Source organism: Massilia soli, from assembly GCF_016809835.1.
Classification (GTDB): Bacteria; Pseudomonadota; Gammaproteobacteria; order Burkholderiales; family Burkholderiaceae_D; genus Telluria_A; species Telluria_A soli.
This window is the reverse complement of sequence record NZ_JAFBIL020000002.1, coordinates 210,953-227,206: the sequence shown is the minus strand read 5'-3', so window position 1 is coordinate 227,206 and position 16,254 is coordinate 210,953. Positions and strand designations below refer to the sequence as shown.

The 16,254-nt window shown below is 64.4% G+C and carries 18 protein-coding genes; 9 read left to right on the top strand and 9 right to left on the bottom strand.

The features are described from left to right. Window positions 1-87: 87 nt before the first annotated feature. The 8 genes from I4X03_RS05505 to I4X03_RS05470 all read left to right on the top strand — a co-directional run bounded on the left by I4X03_RS05505 (window position 88) and on the right by I4X03_RS05470 (window position 9,732). Window positions 88-360, top strand: coding sequence for a hypothetical protein (locus I4X03_RS05505; RefSeq protein ID WP_223466888.1), 273 nt, complete (start codon window positions 88-90; stop codon window positions 358-360). 163 nt (window positions 361-523) lie between these two features. Then, the gene (locus I4X03_RS05500; protein ID WP_223466886.1) at window positions 524-1,879 is read left to right on the top strand and encodes a GIN domain-containing protein; all 1,356 of its coding nucleotides are present in this window, start codon (window positions 524-526) and stop codon (window positions 1,877-1,879) included. Between the two features lie 207 nt (window positions 1,880-2,086). Further along, window positions 2,087-2,962, top strand: coding sequence for a glucosamine kinase nucleotide-binding domain-containing protein (locus tag I4X03_RS05495; RefSeq protein WP_223466884.1), 876 nt, complete (start codon window positions 2,087-2,089; stop codon window positions 2,960-2,962). Further along, complete coding sequence (gene nagA, locus I4X03_RS05490) at window positions 2,959-4,071, top strand: N-acetylglucosamine-6-phosphate deacetylase (protein WP_223466882.1); 1,113 nt, start codon at window positions 2,959-2,961, stop codon at window positions 4,069-4,071. Before I4X03_RS05495 ends, nagA begins: the two co-directional genes overlap by 4 nt. Next, window positions 4,061-5,074, top strand: a complete 1,014-nt coding sequence (locus I4X03_RS05485) for an SIS domain-containing protein (protein WP_223467577.1) — start codon at window positions 4,061-4,063, stop codon at window positions 5,072-5,074. Before nagA ends, I4X03_RS05485 begins: the two co-directional genes overlap by 11 nt. Window positions 5,075-5,130: 56 nt before the next feature. Further along, complete coding sequence (locus I4X03_RS05480) at window positions 5,131-6,582, top strand: glycoside hydrolase family 3 protein (protein ID WP_223467576.1); 1,452 nt, start codon at window positions 5,131-5,133, stop codon at window positions 6,580-6,582. 281 nt (window positions 6,583-6,863) lie between these two features. Continuing rightward, complete coding sequence (locus I4X03_RS05475; RefSeq protein ID WP_223466880.1) at window positions 6,864-8,225, top strand: tetratricopeptide repeat protein; 1,362 nt, start codon at window positions 6,864-6,866, stop codon at window positions 8,223-8,225. 436 nt (window positions 8,226-8,661) lie between these two features. After that, a complete protein-coding gene (locus I4X03_RS05470; RefSeq protein ID WP_370660492.1) occupies window positions 8,662-9,732 on the top strand; it encodes a flavodoxin family protein in 1,071 nt (356 codons plus the stop codon). Between the two features lie 10 nt (window positions 9,733-9,742). On the opposite strand, the gene I4X03_RS05465 is transcribed toward I4X03_RS05470, so the two are convergent. From I4X03_RS05465 to rpsP, 9 genes are all read right to left on the bottom strand, one after another. Beyond that, complete coding sequence (locus I4X03_RS05465) at window positions 9,743-10,528, bottom strand: SDR family oxidoreductase (protein WP_223466876.1); 786 nt, start codon at window positions 10,526-10,528, stop codon at window positions 9,743-9,745. A gap of 92 nt (window positions 10,529-10,620) precedes the next feature. Next, window positions 10,621-11,070, bottom strand: coding sequence for a CBS domain-containing protein (locus I4X03_RS05460; RefSeq protein WP_223466874.1), 450 nt, complete (start codon window positions 11,068-11,070; stop codon window positions 10,621-10,623). 121 nt (window positions 11,071-11,191) lie between these two features. Then, window positions 11,192-11,533 (bottom strand): DUF3579 domain-containing protein, encoded by a 342-nt coding sequence (locus tag I4X03_RS05455; RefSeq protein ID WP_223466872.1) that lies wholly within the window; start codon window positions 11,531-11,533, stop codon window positions 11,192-11,194. A 151-nt stretch (window positions 11,534-11,684) separates the two neighbouring features. Beyond that, window positions 11,685-12,644 (bottom strand): CobD/CbiB family protein, encoded by a 960-nt coding sequence (locus I4X03_RS05450; protein WP_223466870.1) that lies wholly within the window; start codon window positions 12,642-12,644, stop codon window positions 11,685-11,687. An 84-nt stretch (window positions 12,645-12,728) separates the two neighbouring features. Further along, complete coding sequence (locus I4X03_RS05445; protein WP_223466868.1) at window positions 12,729-13,397, bottom strand: CoA pyrophosphatase; 669 nt, start codon at window positions 13,395-13,397, stop codon at window positions 12,729-12,731. 67 nt (window positions 13,398-13,464) lie between these two features. Beyond that, window positions 13,465-13,848 carry a 50S ribosomal protein L19 gene (gene rplS / locus I4X03_RS05440; RefSeq protein WP_223466866.1) on the bottom strand — a complete coding sequence of 128 codons (384 nt, stop codon included), beginning with the start codon at window positions 13,846-13,848 and terminating at the stop codon, window positions 13,465-13,467. Window positions 13,849-13,980: 132 nt separating this feature from the next. After that, window positions 13,981-14,742 carry a tRNA (guanosine(37)-N1)-methyltransferase TrmD gene (gene trmD, locus I4X03_RS05435; protein ID WP_223466864.1) on the bottom strand — a complete coding sequence of 254 codons (762 nt, stop codon included), beginning with the start codon at window positions 14,740-14,742 and terminating at the stop codon, window positions 13,981-13,983. Window positions 14,743-14,765: 23 nt separating this feature from the next. Continuing rightward, the gene (rimM, locus tag I4X03_RS05430; protein ID WP_223466860.1) at window positions 14,766-15,293 is read right to left on the bottom strand and encodes a ribosome maturation factor RimM; all 528 of its coding nucleotides are present in this window, start codon (window positions 15,291-15,293) and stop codon (window positions 14,766-14,768) included. 36 nt (window positions 15,294-15,329) lie between these two features. Next, window positions 15,330-15,575 carry a 30S ribosomal protein S16 gene (gene rpsP, locus I4X03_RS05425; protein WP_223466855.1) on the bottom strand — a complete coding sequence of 82 codons (246 nt, stop codon included), beginning with the start codon at window positions 15,573-15,575 and terminating at the stop codon, window positions 15,330-15,332. A 254-nt stretch (window positions 15,576-15,829) separates the two neighbouring features. On the opposite strand from rpsP, the gene I4X03_RS05420 reads away from it, so the two are divergent. Next, the gene (locus tag I4X03_RS05420) at window positions 15,830-16,246 is read left to right on the top strand and encodes a TM2 domain-containing protein (RefSeq protein WP_223466854.1); all 417 of its coding nucleotides are present in this window, start codon (window positions 15,830-15,832) and stop codon (window positions 16,244-16,246) included. Window positions 16,247-16,254: the final 8 nt, after the last annotated feature.

The window sequence follows — 16,254 nt, the reverse complement described above, 5'->3', positions numbered from 1 at the left end:
CGCCTTTTTTGCTGCCTGCGCAATGTGTAGACTGGGTTCATTGGACGAGCAATACCGCGATGCCATTCACTCACAGGGAGAAACACCATGAAAGCCACCAAATTCTTCGCCGCTGCTGTTGTGTTCGTCGCAGCAGGTACCGCATTCGCCGCCGACGCGCCGCTGGCCAACGCCGCCGTGACTGCGGCAGCAGCGACCGCCGCCGCCAACAGCGTCAGTGCCGACAAGCTCAACCTGCCGACCGTTACCATCCGCAGCGCCTCGGGCGCCGACCGCGCCGCCGTCAAGGCCGAAGCCGTCGAGTTCGTTAAAAACCACAAGACCACGCTGGCCGTGCAACTGGAGCAGTACAAGAACTAAGCGCCCGCGCCGCGAGCGCGGCGCCGGTGAATCGAAGGCGGCGGTTTATCCGCCGCTTTTGCATTTGAGGCCACGTTTTCGTACGTCTGTCGGTTTCCTGTCGCGCAGGATGCGATGCTGCCCTATTCTCATGCTTCGCCCAGGCCCATCACGAAAAGAAGACATGAAAACGATGCTCAAGCAAACCAGTCTCGCCGTCGCCATCGCCGCCGGCCTCCTCGCCGCTCCTTCGCTGCAGGCCGCGCCTGACGACACGCCAGTGGTCTCGGTGCAGCGCCAGGTCGGCGCCTTCACGTCGGTCGAACTGGCCGGCCCTTATCGCGTAATCATCAAGGCGCAGGGACGCAGTGCGCTGAGCATGTCCGGCCAACGCAAGGACCTGGCCGACGTCGAGGCCTTCGTCAGCGGCGACACCCTGGTGGTGCGCCCGGTGAAGCGGCGCGGCTTCAGCTTCAGCATCAACAAGGTGCACGAACGCGTCACCATCAACATCACCACGCCGATGCTAGCCAGACTGGTCAACTCGGGCAGCGGCGATGTCGAAATCGACCAGGTCAGCGGCGAGCGCCTGGTCATCTCGCAAACCGGGCCGGGCGATGTGCGCGCCAGCGGCGCGGTGCGCGAACTGCAGATCGACAGCTCGGGCAGCGGCGATCTTGACCTGCACCTGATGCGCTCCGTGCGCGCCAACGTAACCATGTCCGGCCCCGGCGACGTCAGCATCGCCGACATCAGCGGCACCCTTGCGGCGCGCGTCAGCGGTTCGGGCGACCTCGAAGCGCGGCGCCTGCGCCTGGCAAGCGCCACGGTTGACCTGCATGGCCCCGGCAGCGCGCGCATTGAAGGCAGCGCCGGCGACCTGCGCGCTGAAGTGCACGGCTCCGGCGACCTCGAAGCCTGCTCGCTGGCGGTGGAAGCGGCCAGCGCGCAACTGCATGGCCCGGGTAATGGCTGCATCGCCGGCAAGCTGAAAAAATTCGACGGCCAGGTGCATGGCTCGGGCGACTTGTCGGTCAGCGGCCTGGCCGCGCGCGATGTGCGCGTGCGGATGTCCGGTCCTGGCAATATCGACCTGGCCGGCAGCACCGGCGCGCTGCATGCCGAACTGTCCGGATCGGGCGACCTCGATGCGTCGCACCTTGCGGTCATCAACGCCACGCTGCGCAACCGCGGCCCTGGCGCTGCCGAACTGGCCACGGTGGCCGGCACGCTTGACGCCGAACTGCACGGCTCGGGCGGACTGGCGGCAGCGCTGGCGGGAAAACGCCTGGTCATCAAGATGAACGGGCCGGCAGACGCCGACATCAGCGGCACGGTTGAACGCGTCAATGCGCAGCTGTCGGGGTCAGGCAGCCTGAATGCCCGCGCGCTGGTCGCCGGCCATGCCGATGTCGTCGTCAACGGTCCGGGCACTGCCGTCGTCAACGTGCGCGCGAAACCCGAGACCCGCACCGCGCAGCTCGACAAGCCGCGCCTGGTCACCATCGACCGCAAGGGCGCGCGCGAAGAGCGCCAGTAAGGGCTGCGGCGGCGCCATACCACCTCCCCCGCCGCACCAAGCCAATTTTGCGCCCGGCCTTTTAAAATCAAGGGCTTGGCGCACTTACCGGCACCCAAATACAATACCAGTTCAAACCAACATAATACCAATTAAATACCTGTTGACACCCGAGTTTGGCGTCCCTATAGTGCCCTGATCACATTGCGGTTCAGGATTGCACATCATATGATCGACTATCTCATCGGCGTCGATGGCGGCGGCACCGGCACCCGGGTGCGCATCGCGCGCGCCGGCGGCGGCGAAATCGCGCAGGCACAAGGGGGACCTTCCGGTCTCGCCCACGGCATCGACAAGGCATGGAAGGCGATCGGCGATGCCGTCGCAGCAGCCTTCGCCTCGGCCGGCATCGCCCACCCTCCGCTGTCGGCGATGGCGATCGGCCTTGGACTGGCCGGTGTCCACAACAAGGAATGGGCCGCGCAGTTCGTGGCGGCCAACCCCGGTTATTCGGCGCTGCGGCTGGAAACCGACGGTTTCACGACGCTGATCGGCGCCCATCAGGGCAAGCCTGGTGCGATCGTCGCCATCGGCACCGGCAGCGTCGGCCAGGTCCTGCTGCCGAACGGCGAGCAGCGCGAAGTGGGCGGCTGGGGCTTCCCCGCCGGCGACGAAGCAAGCGGCGGCTGGATGGGACTGCGCGCCATCAATCACATCGAACAGGTTCTTGACGGCCGCAAGCCGCATTCGGCGTTTGCGCAGCACGTCATCGACGCCTGCGGCGGCAATCGCGACGCCATCCAGGTCTGGCTCGGCAAGGCCTCGCAAACCGCATTCGCTTCGCTGGCGCCGATCGTGGTGGCCAATGCCGGCGACCCGGCCGCGCGCCAGATCCTGGCTGACGCAGGCGCTGAAGTGGCGGCCATCGCGCGCGCCCTCGACCCCTCCGCCGAACTGCCGCTGGCCTTATGCGGCGGACTCGGACAGGTGCTGCGCGCCTGGCTGCCCGAGGAACTGCTGGCACGCACCGTCACCGCGCACGGGGACGCCGCCAGCGGCGCACTGCGCATGATCGAACAGCATAGCGAGAAAGGCGTGCAATGAGGAACGCAATCAAGGGCAATATCCTGACCCCAGGCGGCTGGGTCAGCGGCGAAGTCCGCTTCGGCAAACGGATCGACGCGATCGACGGCGGCGCTGCCGACCCGGGGCTCAACAGCGACGACTACATCATCCCCGGCTTCGTCGACCTGCACGTGCACGGCGCCGGCGGCAAGGACATCATGCAGGGCGGCGACGCGCCGCATGTCATCGCGAAGATGCATGCGAAGCACGGCACCACCAGCCTGCTGGCGACCACGATGACCGCGCCGCCCGAGGACATCGTAATGGCGCTCAAAGCGATTGGCGCGGCCTGCGCCAACCCGGTCGCCGGCAGCGCGCGCATCCTCGGCGTGCACCTTGAAGGCCCGTACATCAACGCCGGCAAGCTGGGCGCGCAGCCGCCGTACGCGCGCTCGGCCACGCTCGGCGAAGTGAACAAGCTGGGCGAACACGCGCCAATGCGCCTGATTACCGTGGCGCCCGAACTGGAAGGCCACCTGCAGCTGGTGCGCGAGCTGGCCGACGCCGGCATCCGGGTGCAGATCGGCCACACCATGGGCTCTTACGACGACGGCGTGGCAGCGCTGGCGCACGGCGCGGCAGGCTTCACGCACCTGTTCAACGCCATGAACGGCCTGCACCACCGCGAGCCGGGCATGGTCGGGGCGGCGCTGGCGCACGCACAGTACGCCGAGCTGATTCCCGACCTGCTGCACGTGCACCCGGGCGCCATCAAGGTCGCGCTGCGCGCGATTCCGAACCTTTACTGCGTCACCGATTCCACCGCCGCCACCGGCATGCCGGATGGCGAGTACATGCTGGGCCGCCAGGTCGTCCACAAGTGCATGGGCGGGGTGCGCCTGCCCGACGGCACGCTGGCCGGCAGCACGCTGACGATGGACCAGGCGCTGCGCAACCTGGTCTCGCTCGGCCTCGACCTGGCCGACGCCTCGCGCCGCGTCTCCACCTATGCCGCCGACTATCTCGGCGAGACGCAGATCGGGCGCCTGGCGCCCGGCTGCTACGCCGACCTTGTGGTCCTCGACCGCAACCTGAACATCAAATCTGTTTATATCGAAGGAGAAGCCTGTGACCTCAATGATGCTTAAAGAGGCCGTGTCCGCGGCAGAATGCGTCGCGCTGCAACTGTCGCAAGACGCCGACCGCTACGCCGCGCTCGGGCAAACGCTCCGCACCACCCAGTTCAACACCGCGCTCACAATCGCGCGCGGCAGCTCGGACCACGCGGCGAACTACTGCGCCTACCTGATCATGGCGCGCATGGGGCGCGTGGTGGCGTCGCTGCCGATGTCGCTGCTGACCCTGTACAAGTCGCCGCTGGTCACGCGCAACACGCTGACGATCGCCATCTCGCAGTCCGGCCAAAGCCCCGACGTGGTCGAGCCGACCGGCTATTTCCGCAACGGCGGCGCGACCACCGTCGCCCTGGTCAACGACATCAGCTCGCCGCTGGCGCAGGCCGCCGAATGGGCGATGCCGCTGCACGCAGGCAAAGAGCAGAGCGTGGCCGCCACCAAGAGCTTCATCACCAGCCTGGTCGCCGGTGCGCGCCTGGTGTCGGAATGGCAGAACGACCCGGACCTGAAACAAGGCCTGGCCGCGCTGCCCGATGCGCTGGCGCTGGCCGCGCAAGCGGACTGGTCGCCCGCCATCGAGGTGCTGGCCCCGGCCCGCAACATCATGGTCGTCGGCCGCGGCATCAGCTTCCCGATCGCGCTCGAATCGGCGCTCAAGTTCAAGGAAACCTCGGCCCTGCAGGCCGAGGCATTCTCCGGCGCCGAGATCAAGCACGGCCCGATGGCGCTGATCGAAGAAGGCTATCCGCTGATGATCTTCGCCACGCGCGGCCCGACCCAGGCTGGGCTGGTGCAGCTGGCCACCGAGATGCGCGCGCGCGGCGCGCGCGTCCTGCTGGCGGCACCGGCCGACATCGCCGAGCGCGACCTGACCCTGCCGACGGCGCCGACGCCCGACCTCGACCCGATCGTCGCGGTGCAGGCGTTCTATGTGATGGCCGCCAAGCTGGCCGAAGCGCGCGGCATGGACCCGGACCGTCCGCGCCACCTCAGCAAAGTCACCAAGACAAACTAAGCAAGGCACGGAGCTGTCAATTGAACCAATACCGCAAACTCGCCGGCCAGCTGATCATGATCCGCTTCCCCGGCCCCGTGCTGGACGACGCCACGGCCGAATTCATGCGCGCCAACAGCGTGCGCGGCGCCTGCCTGTTCCGCCAGAACATGACCGACGCCGCGCAGCTCAAGCGCCTGACCTCCGACCTGCTTGATGCCATGGGAGCGGGCGCACTGATCGCGCTTGACCAGGAAGGCGGCGCGGTGGTCCGCTCGACCTGGGTACCGGCGCCGCCATCGGCGATGGCGCTGGGCGCGGCCGACGACGAGGACCTGGCGTACCGCACCGGCGCGGCGGTCGCGCGCGCGGTCAAGGCGCTCGGCTTCAACTGGAACTTCGCTCCGGTGCTCGACCTGAACAACAACCCGCACAATCCGGTGATCGCCGAGCGCTCGTTCGGCGCCGACCCGCAGCGCGCCACCGAGCTGGCGATGGCCTGGATGGCAGGCAGCGAATCGGAAGGCGTGGCCTGCTGCGTCAAGCACTTCCCGGGACACGGCGACACCCACGTCGACTCGCACCGCGACCTGCCGACGGTCGACAAGCCGCTGGCCGAACTCGAACAATTCGAATTCGCGCCGTTCCGCCTGGCCTCGGCCAGCGCGCCGGCGATGATGACAGCGCATATCGTCTACCCGGCGCTTGACCCGGACCACCCGGCCACGATGTCGCGCCGGATCCTCGGCGACCTGCTGCGCGACCAATGGCAGTACCAGGGCGTGATCATCACCGACGGCATGGACATGCACGCAATCGCGGGACGCTACGGCGTCGGCCACGCCGCCGTGCTGGCGCTGGTCGCGGGCGCCGACATGGTGATGGCGCTCGGCACGCCGGTCACGCAAGAAGAAACGATCGATGCCATCGCACGGGCGATCGAATCGGGCGAGCTGGCGATGGCGGAGGTCGAACGCAAGCTCGAACGACTGGCGTCGCTGACGGCGACTTACGCCTGCGCGCAATGCGACTACGCGGCCGACGAAGACGACCGCGCCGTGATGGCCGAAGGCTGGAAGCGCGGCCTCACCGCGCGCGGCGATCCGCAGCGCCCGCCGCTCGGCGCCAGGGTACGGCTGGTGATGCGCCAGGATGCCGTCAGCGACGGCGTATCCGAAGCCGGCGTTACCGCCGGCGTGCTGGCAAAAGTACTGGCGCGGCGTTTCGACGTCGACACGGTGACTTACGCCGATGCGGAATCGTTCGACTGGAGCACGCTGCCTGCGGACGGGCGTTTCGTGATCCTCGCCTCGACCTCGCGGGTGCGTTACGGCCCGAACGCGCGCGCGCGCTTCAAGCCGGACCTGCACCTGGCGTTGTGGAACCCCTACCAGGCGCTCGACTTCGACGCGCCCGCCCTGCTCACCTACGGCTTCGCCGCGCCCGCGCTGGACGCAGTCGACGCCTGGCTCGCTGGCGAACTGGAAGCCAACGGCCAGGTCCCGGTCCCCGGTTTCGACAACGCCTGAACCCCACTGCTCCAAAATATTCCAAAATCGGGGACAGACCACCATTTTGGAAGATTCCAAAATGGTGGTCTGTCCCCGATTTTGGAACTTCCCGATGTTGGAAGTTGCGGGCGGCGGAAACGTTTGCTCACACGATTGCAGGGTCGGTTTGTCTACTTTATGCCACAATGTGCGCTTTCTGCGACCGGCGTCGCTGAAACTGCCTTGTGCACCGATTGCCGGACTCGCGCGTTGTAGTACCGGTTACACCACCTCTTTGTTCATTTGTCGAAGGATCATTCATGTCCCAATTCCGTCTTGCTCGTATCAGCTTGCTCCTGGCCGCAATCGGCCTGAATGCCGCGCCTGCCCTGCTGACCAGCGCGCATGCCCAGGCGAAGCCAGCGGCTGCCCCGGCCGCCGAACCGGCGAAGGACACTGTCCGTCCGGAAATGTTCAAGCTGATCGATCCGAACGTGTTCAAAGAAATGTTGGCGAACAAGAAATTCGCCGAGATGCAGGAGCGCATCACTCAAGCAGAAGCGTTCCCGAACCGCACCCCGTATGAAGACTATGTGCTCAACCGCATGAAGCTGGCGCTGGGCTCGTCGTCCGGCAACGATGCGATGGCGATGGGCGCGCTGGAAGCGGTGATTACTTCGGGCCGCTTGCCGGCCACCGAGCAGGCTGACTTCGTTCAGGCGCTGGGCAACTATCACTACAACGCGAAGAACTATCCAAAAGCAATCGAGTGGATGAAGCGCTACCAGAAGGAAAGCACCACGCCCGAGAAAGTGCGCGGCCCGCTGGTGCGCGCGTATTACCTGAGCGGCGACTTCGCCAACGCCAAGAACGAAGTGCTGCCGATCATCGCCGATGCCGAAAAAGCAGGCAAAGTGCCTGAGCTGGAAGACTTGCGCCTGCTGGGCAGCTCGGCGGCGAAGCTGAAGGATGATGCAACTTACATCATGGCCATGGAAAAGCTGGTCGCCCACCACCCGAACGACGATTTCTGGACCGACCTGCTGAGCCGCATGCAGCGCAAGTCGACCTGGAACGACCGCTTCCGCCTCGACGTGCTGCGCCTGCAGGACATGGCGATGACGACCCTCGATCCGCTCGAGTACTCCGAAATGGCTGAGCTGGCATTGCTGGCAGGTTTCCCGACCGAAGCCAAAAAGGCGATGGATGAAGGCTACGCTGCTGGCGTGATGGGCAAGGGCACCAGCGCCGGCCCGCACAAGGCATTGCGCGACAAGGCCAACAAGCAGGCGGCCGACGATGCGAAGAACATCGCCAGCGGCGAAGCGAGCGCGATGAAGTCGAAGGACGGCACCGGACTGGTCAACCTCGGTTACGCGTATGTCACGATGGACCAGTTCGACAAGGGCATCTCGCTGATGGAGCAAGGTATCGCCAAGGGCGGCCTGAAGCGCGCCGACGAGTCCAAGCTGCGCCTGGCGATTGCCTACGCGAAGGCTGGCCGCAAGGCAGATGCGATCAAGGCGTTTGAAGGCTTGAAGGGCAACGATGGCTTGACCGACCTGTCGAAGTACTGGATCACCTACCTGAACGCGGCGCCGCGTGCAGCGGCGGCCCCGGCGGCGGCTGCGGCACCGGCGGCGCCGCCTGCGCCGGCAGCTGCGCCAGCGCCGACCAAGTAAGTTTCAGCGCTGTTAAAGAACCTGGCTGCGGCCAGGTTTTTTTTCGCCCTGTCACCGTTACATGTGGATAGCGGAGTGGCCACCGTCACGTCGTGCCCGCGCACGCCCGCTGTTGTCCGGAATAATCTGCTTGACACGACTCGCTCGGCAGCCAAGTGCCGTTTCAGAAGCGACAGCCACAATGAAATCGGCAATGCAAGCCAACGTCGCCCCTGCGCAGGCAGGGGCCCATACTAATCGTGCCGAGTATAGACCCCTGCCTGCGCAGGGGCGACGGCGTCAGTACCGATTCCCGCCTGCGCGGGAATGACGGAGTCAATTCCCCACTCAACGGTGACATCGCTTTTTTTTCGCCCGTAGCCCGCTCGGGTTCGCCATCTAACATTGCGCCTGCCTTCCGTACTGCATACTTGTGCATCAACAACGGGAGCAGATGATGGTCGATGTACGCAAGGGTCAGGCGCCGGACAAGCTGGGGCGCGACGAATTCCGGCTGGTGTTTCACCGCTCCTTCATGGATCCGCGCTTCGAGGCGGTGGGCGACGCGCTTGCCGCCGTCGAGGAGGTCGCCTGGTCCAACTACCGCGACAGCCGCAAGGCGCCCGTCACCGCGAAAGCCGGGCCCGGCTTCGCCGATCCGGACTATGACCTGTCAGTCGAATGGCGCGCCACCCGCGACCGCCTGATCGACGCCGACAAGCACCAGAAAAACCCCGCTACCCGCTCGCGCGTGCTGCTGATCAATGGCTCAGCGCGCAACGATGGCACCTGCCCCGGTGAGATGTCGAAGAGCTTCCGCATGACCGAACTGGCCCAGGAGGTGCTGGAGGCTGCCGGGATGGAAACCGACCTGCTCGACCTGAGCCTGCTGACGTCCGACTACGACCGCCACATCCACCCCTGCAAGGCTTGCGTGTCGACCGCAATGCCGCTGTGCCACTGGCCATGCAGCTGCTACCCCAACCATGCCGAGCGCCAGACCAATGACTGGATGGCCGAGATTTACGAAAAGTGGGTGGCGGCGCACGCCGTCATCATCCTGACGCCGGTGTACTGGTACAGCGCGCCATCGGCGCTCAAGCTGATGATCGACCGCCTCGTGTGCGCCGACGGCGGCAACCCCGATCCGACGTCCACCCATGGCAAGAAAGCCGAGATCGCGAAAGAACTCGAGCTGGCTGGCTGGGATTATCCCAAGCACCTGGCCGGACGGGTGTACGGCGTGGTGGTGCACGGCGACGTGGCCGGCATCGAAGGCACGCGGCGCGGCCTGTCGGACTGGCTCGACTGGATGGGGCTGATCGACGCGGGACGCATGGCGCGCCTGGACCGTTTTATCGGCTACTTTGAATCGTACGCCGAGAGCCACGAAGTGTTCGACCGCGATACCGATGTCCAGGAGGAAGTGCGCAATGTAGCGCGGGCGGTGGCGCGGGCGGTGGTCGAACTGCGCGCAGGCCGGCTGTCGCAGCCCGATTCAGCACTGAAGGCGCCACGCCCGAAATAGGAGCGGCGCCTCAGATGGCGCTAAGCCCGCCGTCGACCGCCAGCTGGTGCCCGGTGATGAAGGCGGCGTGGCTCGAACACAGCCACATGGCGGCATCGGCGATGTCGCCAGCCTGGCCCAGGCGGCCGATCGGGTTGGCGTCCTTGAGCTTTTGTTCGCGGCCAGGTTCGCGCTTGAGCGCGCGCGCCAGCAGCGGCGTGTCGATCAGCCCAGGGCAGACGCTGTTGATGCGGATGCCGGCGCGGCCATATTCCACCGCCGCCGTCTTGGTCATGCCCACCACGGCGTGCTTGCTCGCCGCGTAGATCGCCTGCGTCGGCGCCCCGACCAGACCGGCCACCGACGCCGTGTTGACGATGACGCCGCCGCCTTCCTGCTTGAGCATCTGGCGAATTTCGTACTTCATGCACAGCCAGGTGCCCTTGACGTTGACGCTCATGATGCGGTCGTACAGCGCTTCGTCGGCTTCGGCCAGCGGCAGGTATTCTTCCTCGATGCCGGCATTGTTGAAGGCGCAGTCAAGCCGGCCGTAGTACGAGACCGTCTTGTCGATCAGCGCCTCGACCTCGGCGTCGCGGGTGACATTACATGCAACGAACAGGGCTTTGCCGCCAGCCTCGACGATCATCGCCGCGGTGGCATGGCCGCCATCGACCGAGGTGTCGGCCACGACCACGCAGGCGCCGGCCCGGCCGAACGCCAGCGCAGCCGCCCGGCCAATGCCGCCGGCGGCGCCAGTCACCAGCACAACCTTGCCCGCGAACGAAATTCCTTCAACCCTGCTGCTGCCTGCCATGTGATTCTCCGTTGCTATGCATACAGGGCAATAGAAGATGCCCGAAAGCAACATGATAGCATAGCGCTCCCTTTCCATCTGTGGGCTTTACGCTACTGCTTGACGCGCTTTTCGTGCGCTTGTTGGTGCGAGCTGATGCGCGACAGCTCGCCCATCTCCTCGGCCAGGAACTCGAGCAGGTCGTCGACGCTGACGATGCCCGTCAGGCCCCCGGCGCTGTTGACCACCGGCACCCGCCGGATGCCGCGAAAGCGCATCCGCTCGATGGTTTCATAGACGTCGTCGTCTTCAATGATGGTCAGCAGGTCGTCGCTCATGATGTCGCCGACCAGCAGGCTGGCCGGATCGAGCCCGAGCGCGATAACCGACACCACGATGTCGCGGTCGGTGACAATGCCGACCGGCGTGCGTTCGCCGTTGGGCTGCTCGATGACGACGACGTCGCCGACATGGTGCTTGCGCATCAGCGCGGCGGCGCCCTGGACGGTCTCGTCGCGCATGCAGTAGATGGTTTCAACGGTACAGAGTTCCCCAACGCGCATGGTGTGCTCCCCTGCGGCGAACCGCGTATGCAGGCGCAGCCCCGATGGCCGCGCACTGGACTACGCTAACGCGGGGTCATCAAACTCGTTTGATCTGGCTCAAAGCGGCGGGGCCGCCCGATTAGGCCTGTTCGCCGGGCTCGGGAAGGATGCAGGCGTCGATGATCTGCAGGTCGTTGTCTTTGGCAAAATTGACAACGAAATGGTAGGCGAGCGCATCGAGGTTCTTCAGCGCATTGTTGACCACGACTGCCTTTACACCGTTGAGCACGGTCGGCCAGACGTAGGGGGAATACTTGAGGTGGGTATTGCGCCCTTTTCCGCCCTCGGGCTGGAAACAGGACATGACGCCGCACAACCGCTCAGCCCAGTCGCTGGGGCGGAACTGCCTGCCATCACTGGTCAGGCCAAGAATAAAGAACTCGTCAGCAAGTTCTTTCTTGGTAAGCGGTAACTCGGCCATAGTGCGGCTGCTACATGAATGCTGCGTGGATGATCCCCGGCGCGCCTGGCCGGGTTCGGAACCGAACGGCAGTATTATATCTTATAGAAGAGTTGATGCCGCAGTTTCACTGTCGCAAGCAGGGCACACACGCCCTGCCCGGCGTTCGGCCTTAGCCCAGCCAGGCTGCGCTGGAGGCCAGCAAAAGCAACATCATCCATAATAACAGGGCCCGCCAGACCAGTCCCACCGTGCTCTGAAGCGCGCGCAGGTTGGGTTCTTCGCCCGGCAAAATGTCGCCGTCGCTGTCGCTGCTGTCGACCAGCGCGGCGTCCAGCGGCAGCAGCTTGGCCGCGTTCTCCTGCGGGCTGCCCAGGCGCACGCCCATGGCGCCGCCGCCGGCCGACAGGATGATGCCGAGCGCTTCGTCGGTCCAGCGGTGGGCGAAGTTGCGCCAGGCGTAAATCGCGTCCTCGAAGTTGCCGACCACCGCGAATGCCACCGCGGTCAGGCGCACCGGCGCCCAGTCGATCCAGTAAAAGGCCTTGGCGGCGAACTGGCCGAACGCTTCGTTGCGCATGTGCTCAGGCTCGTTCCAGGCGCGCGCCAGGTATTCCGACACCCGGTACATCACGGCGCCGGCCGGGCCGAGCGGCATCAGGAACCAAAAGAACACGCCAAATACATTGCGGTGCGTGGTGATCAGCGATTTCTCGACCGAAATGCGGATGATTTCGGTGGTTTCCATGCCAACCGTGTCGACCCGCGCCCATTCGGCCAGCAAGGTGCGCGCGGTGGCTTCGTCGCCCGAATTGAGGGCCAGCTGGATCGAGGTGAAGTAGTGGCTGTAGTGGCGGAAACCGAGGGTCAGGTAGACGATCAGCACGTTCCAGGCGAACGCGGCAAAGATCAGGTCGTAGTGCATCAGGGCCCAGTAGATGGCGGCCGTCGGCACCATCAGCGCGGCCATCATCAGGATCCAGCCGAGGCGGCCATGGCTGGCGTCGCCCGCGTTGAACCACCGTTCGATGCGCATTGCGAAGCTTTTGATCTCTGCGTAAATCATATTATCTGCGCGCAAAGGCTTCAATTGCTCGATCAGGAGCGCGCAAAGAATGGAGAGAAATGTCATCAAACGTCCTTTTTGGTATGAAGCAATACAGCAATGCCCGCTACGATAGCGCAGAGCAGTGCCGGAATCAAACTTATTGCCGATTTAAGCGCGCAGCAGGTGGAACAGGTTGCGCAGCATGCCGGCAGTGGCGCCCCAGATGAAGTGGGGGCCGTAGGGAATCGCGTAGAAGTGGCGCCGCCCTGCCCCTTGCGGCAATTCGACCGACAGGCGCTGGTGGTTCATGCCGTCCATCAAAAATGCGAGCGGCACTTCGAACGCGGCGGCCACTTCGTTCGGGTCAAGCGTGAGCTCGAACGGCGGATGCACCAGCCCGACGACCGGCGTGACCCGGTAGCCGCTGCTGGTGACGTAATCGGGCAGCAGGCCGATGACATCGATGTGGCTGCGCGCCAGGCCAATCTCTTCTTCGGTTTCGCGCAGCGCGGTGTCGATGGCCGAGGCGTCTTCCGGCTCGGCGCGGCCGCCCGGGAAGCTGATCTGGCCGGCATGCGCGGTCAGGTGGTCGGTGCGGCGCGTCAGCAGCAGGTGCAGGCCCTCGGGGCGCTGCACCAGCGGCACCAGCACCGACGCGGCCACCATGCGCACCGTCGCGAGCGACTCGTCGGCGGGCTCCGGCATCCAGTCGGGCGGCGCGGCGAAGCGCTGGCGCAGCCAGTCCTCCAGCATGCGCTCCTGGCCCAGCGCGGCTTCGCCGGCGATGGCGTCGACCGGCAGCGATTCAGGATCGAAGGAAAATTTAGACAATGGCATTTCGGGACTATAGATGAAAAAAAGGCATCCTGTGAGGGATGCCTTTTCTCTAGTGCAGCGGCCGATATTACTTAGCAGCAGCGGCGCTAGCGCGACGGTTTGGCAGTTTCTCTTTGATACGTGCCGATTTACCCGAACGCTCACGCAGGTAGTACAGCTTGGCGCGGCGAACATCACCACGACGCTTGACTTCGATCGAAGCGATCAGCGGGGAATACAGCTGGAACGTACGCTCGACGCCTTCGCCGGACGAGATCTTGCGAACGATGAAGTTCGAGTTCAGGCCACGGTTACGACGGGAGATCACGACGCCTTCGTATGCCTGGGCGCGCTTGCGGGTGCCTTCGACGACGTTGACGTTGACGATGACGGTATCGCCTGGTGCGAAGTCAGGAATAGTTTTGCCGATACGGGCAATTTCTTCTTGCTCAAGTTGTTGAATCAAGTTCATTTTTATAACTCCAATAACCATCGTGCTGGCACTGGCCGGAACGGGTATAAATGTCCTGCAACATTCTGTTCCGGTCGGCCCAGTAGAGGATGGGGTTTAAACTGTGGGCAACATGCACACAGTTTGGTGCTGCTACAACACGGGTTTTTCTAAACCCGCCAAAAACTTCTCATCGGCTTTGGTCAGCAGGCCGGCGTCGCGCGCCTTGCCAAGCAGATCAGGCCGCTTGTTCAGTGTGGCTTCCAGCATGCGCTGGCGGCGCCATTTGACTATCTCCGCGTGGTTGCCGCCCATTAAAACAGGCGGCACCTCGGCGCCTTCGTACGACTCGGGCCGCGTGTAATGGGGCGAATCGAGCAGTCCGTTGACGAAACTGTCTTCGATCGCCGAGGCATCGTCACCCAGCACACCGGGTAATTGACGCACTACCGCATCCATCAGCACCATCGCCGGTAGTTCGCCGCCCGACAGCACGAAGTCACCGAGGCTGATTTCCTCGTCGACGCAACGGTCGAGCAGTCGCTGGTCAACCCCTTCGTAGCGGCCGCACAGCAAGACCAGTCCCGCTTCGTCCTTCAACTGCATGACCTTTTCATGGGTCAGCTGCTTGCCTTGCGGCGACAGGAACACCACCCGCGGGGCGGGCAATCCCAGCTCGGCCTGGCGCTGCTTTGCCGCCGCGATCGCCGCTTCCAGGGGTTTGGCCAGCATTACCATGCCGGGACCGCCACCATAGGGACGGTCATCGACGGTGCGGTGCCGGTCGCTCGTGAAATCGCGCGGATTCCAGATCGTCAGGCCCCAGCGCTGCTGCTCGTGTCCGCGCCGGGTCACACCCGACTGCGTCAACGCGGCAAACATCTCGGGAAACAAGCTCACGACATCAAACTGCATCTGGCGCCCGCTTCAACCGGGCCTTAATAATCCAGGCCCCAGTCAACAGTAATTTTTTTGGCTTGCTGGTCGACTGTCTTGACGAAGTGGTCCACAAACGGAATCAGGCGCTCAGGCGCCTTGTCAGCGGCGTCGGTGGAAACCGGCGCCACGCGCAGAATCGACTGCGCGCCGTTGTGCATCAGGTCGCTCACCGTGCCGAGGTGTTCACCCTGCAGGTTAACGACATCAAGACCGATCAGGTCAGTCCAGTAGAATTCATCGGCCGGCAGTTCGGGAAACTCAGCGCGCGAGACCAAAACAGCTGCGCCCTTGAGCGCCTCCGCAGCATCCCGCCCGATGGTTCCGACCAACTGGGCCACGACGTCGCCGCCGTGTATTTTCGCGGTCCGTACCTCGACGGTCCGCAGGCTGGGCTTATCCACCCACCAGGTTTTGATGTTCAGCAGCGCATCCGCATCTTCGGAGAACGGGGTGACCCGAATCGAACCGGTGACGCCAAAGGCGCCGGAGACGTAGCCGACCTGGGTCAGGTCGTCGGGGACTTGCACCCCGGGTGCTGCCGAACTGCTCAAAACAGGAACGACTTAAGCTGCAGGCTGGTTAGCAACCAGGCGAGCAACGGTTGGCGACAGTTGTGCGCCAACGCCTTGCCAGTAAGCCAGGCGGTCTGCGGTGATGCGCAGGCCAACTTCCTGACCCGACGCCATCGGGTTGTAGAAACCGATACGCTCGATGAAGCGACCATCGCGACGATTGCGCGAGTCCGTTGCAACGATGTTGAAGAACGGGCGCTTCTTGGCGCCTCCACGAGCTAAACGAATAACGACCATAATAATTCCAAAAAGTTGTGCTGGGCGGAAAAAGCCGACAATTATAGCGCGCAATGCCGCACAGCAGCAAGCGTTAATGACAACAGGCGCGCAGTTCGGGCCAATTGAGCATTATCCCTGATTTTGGCCTTCACCGCCACCTGTACCGTCAGACTGCACCGCGTTGCTGCCGCTTCTTCGGGGATGCGCTGCTGGCAAGCAAGTGAAATATGACCGATACTTTCACCTTTCCTGTTTTCAAGAATGCACAGTCCATGTCCACGCCGCACAAGAACAAGACCTTCGCCACCTTTCTCGCGCTGATCCTCGGCGGCCTGGGTGTCCACCGCTTCTATCTGCGCGGCACGTTCGACAAGCTCGGGCTGATGCACCTGTGCAGCCTGCCGATAGCCGGCATGGTGTACGGCCTGGCGCCCGAGGCCGACGGCTTCTTCAAGCTGCTGCCGATCACCATCTCGTATATCGTCGCCTTCATCGAGGCGCTGGTGCTGGGCGTGAGCGCCGACGAAAAATTCGACGCGCAATACAACCCCGGCTCGGGCCAGGCCTCGTCGTCGCGCTGGATCCTGGCGGTGCTGCTGGTAACCACCATGATCATCGGGTCGGTCACCCTGATCGGCACCATCGCGCGGGTGTTCGATTTGCTCTACACCGGCGGCGCCTACGGCTGACCAAAGCC

What these genes read in the sequence shown, in the direction of transcription:
- I4X03_RS05420 (WP_223466854.1), top strand. Translation starts at nt 15,830, where the DNA reads ATGTCCACGCCGCACAAGAACAAGACCTTCGCCACCTTTCTCGCGCTG.
- I4X03_RS05480 (WP_223467576.1), top strand. Translation starts at nt 5,131, where the DNA reads ATGATCCGCTTCCCCGGCCCCGTGCTGGACGACGCCACGGCCGAATTC.
- I4X03_RS05455 (WP_223466872.1), bottom strand. Translation starts at nt 11,533, where the DNA reads ATGGCCGAGTTACCGCTTACCAAGAAAGAACTTGCTGACGAGTTCTTT.
- I4X03_RS05445 (WP_223466868.1), bottom strand. Translation starts at nt 13,397, where the DNA reads ATGCCATTGTCTAAATTTTCCTTCGATCCTGAATCGCTGCCGGTCGAC.
- rpsP (WP_223466855.1), bottom strand. Translation starts at nt 15,575, where the DNA reads ATGGTCGTTATTCGTTTAGCTCGTGGAGGCGCCAAGAAGCGCCCGTTC.
- I4X03_RS05495 (WP_223466884.1), top strand. Translation starts at nt 2,087, where the DNA reads ATGATCGACTATCTCATCGGCGTCGATGGCGGCGGCACCGGCACCCGG.
- I4X03_RS05460 (WP_223466874.1), bottom strand. Translation starts at nt 11,070, where the DNA reads ATGCGCGTTGGGGAACTCTGTACCGTTGAAACCATCTACTGCATGCGC.
- I4X03_RS05470 (WP_370660492.1), top strand. Translation starts at nt 8,662, where the DNA reads ATGGTCGATGTACGCAAGGGTCAGGCGCCGGACAAGCTGGGGCGCGAC.
- I4X03_RS05475 (WP_223466880.1), top strand. Translation starts at nt 6,864, where the DNA reads ATGTCCCAATTCCGTCTTGCTCGTATCAGCTTGCTCCTGGCCGCAATC.
- I4X03_RS05505 (WP_223466888.1), top strand. Translation starts at nt 88, where the DNA reads ATGAAAGCCACCAAATTCTTCGCCGCTGCTGTTGTGTTCGTCGCAGCA.
- nagA (WP_223466882.1), top strand. Translation starts at nt 2,959, where the DNA reads ATGAGGAACGCAATCAAGGGCAATATCCTGACCCCAGGCGGCTGGGTC.
- trmD (WP_223466864.1), bottom strand. Translation starts at nt 14,742, where the DNA reads ATGCAGTTTGATGTCGTGAGCTTGTTTCCCGAGATGTTTGCCGCGTTG.
- rplS (WP_223466866.1), bottom strand. Translation starts at nt 13,848, where the DNA reads ATGAACTTGATTCAACAACTTGAGCAAGAAGAAATTGCCCGTATCGGC.
- I4X03_RS05465 (WP_223466876.1), bottom strand. Translation starts at nt 10,528, where the DNA reads ATGGCAGGCAGCAGCAGGGTTGAAGGAATTTCGTTCGCGGGCAAGGTT.
- I4X03_RS05450 (WP_223466870.1), bottom strand. Translation starts at nt 12,644, where the DNA reads ATGACATTTCTCTCCATTCTTTGCGCGCTCCTGATCGAGCAATTGAAG.
- I4X03_RS05485 (WP_223467577.1), top strand. Translation starts at nt 4,061, where the DNA reads ATGATGCTTAAAGAGGCCGTGTCCGCGGCAGAATGCGTCGCGCTGCAA.
- I4X03_RS05500 (WP_223466886.1), top strand. Translation starts at nt 524, where the DNA reads ATGAAAACGATGCTCAAGCAAACCAGTCTCGCCGTCGCCATCGCCGCC.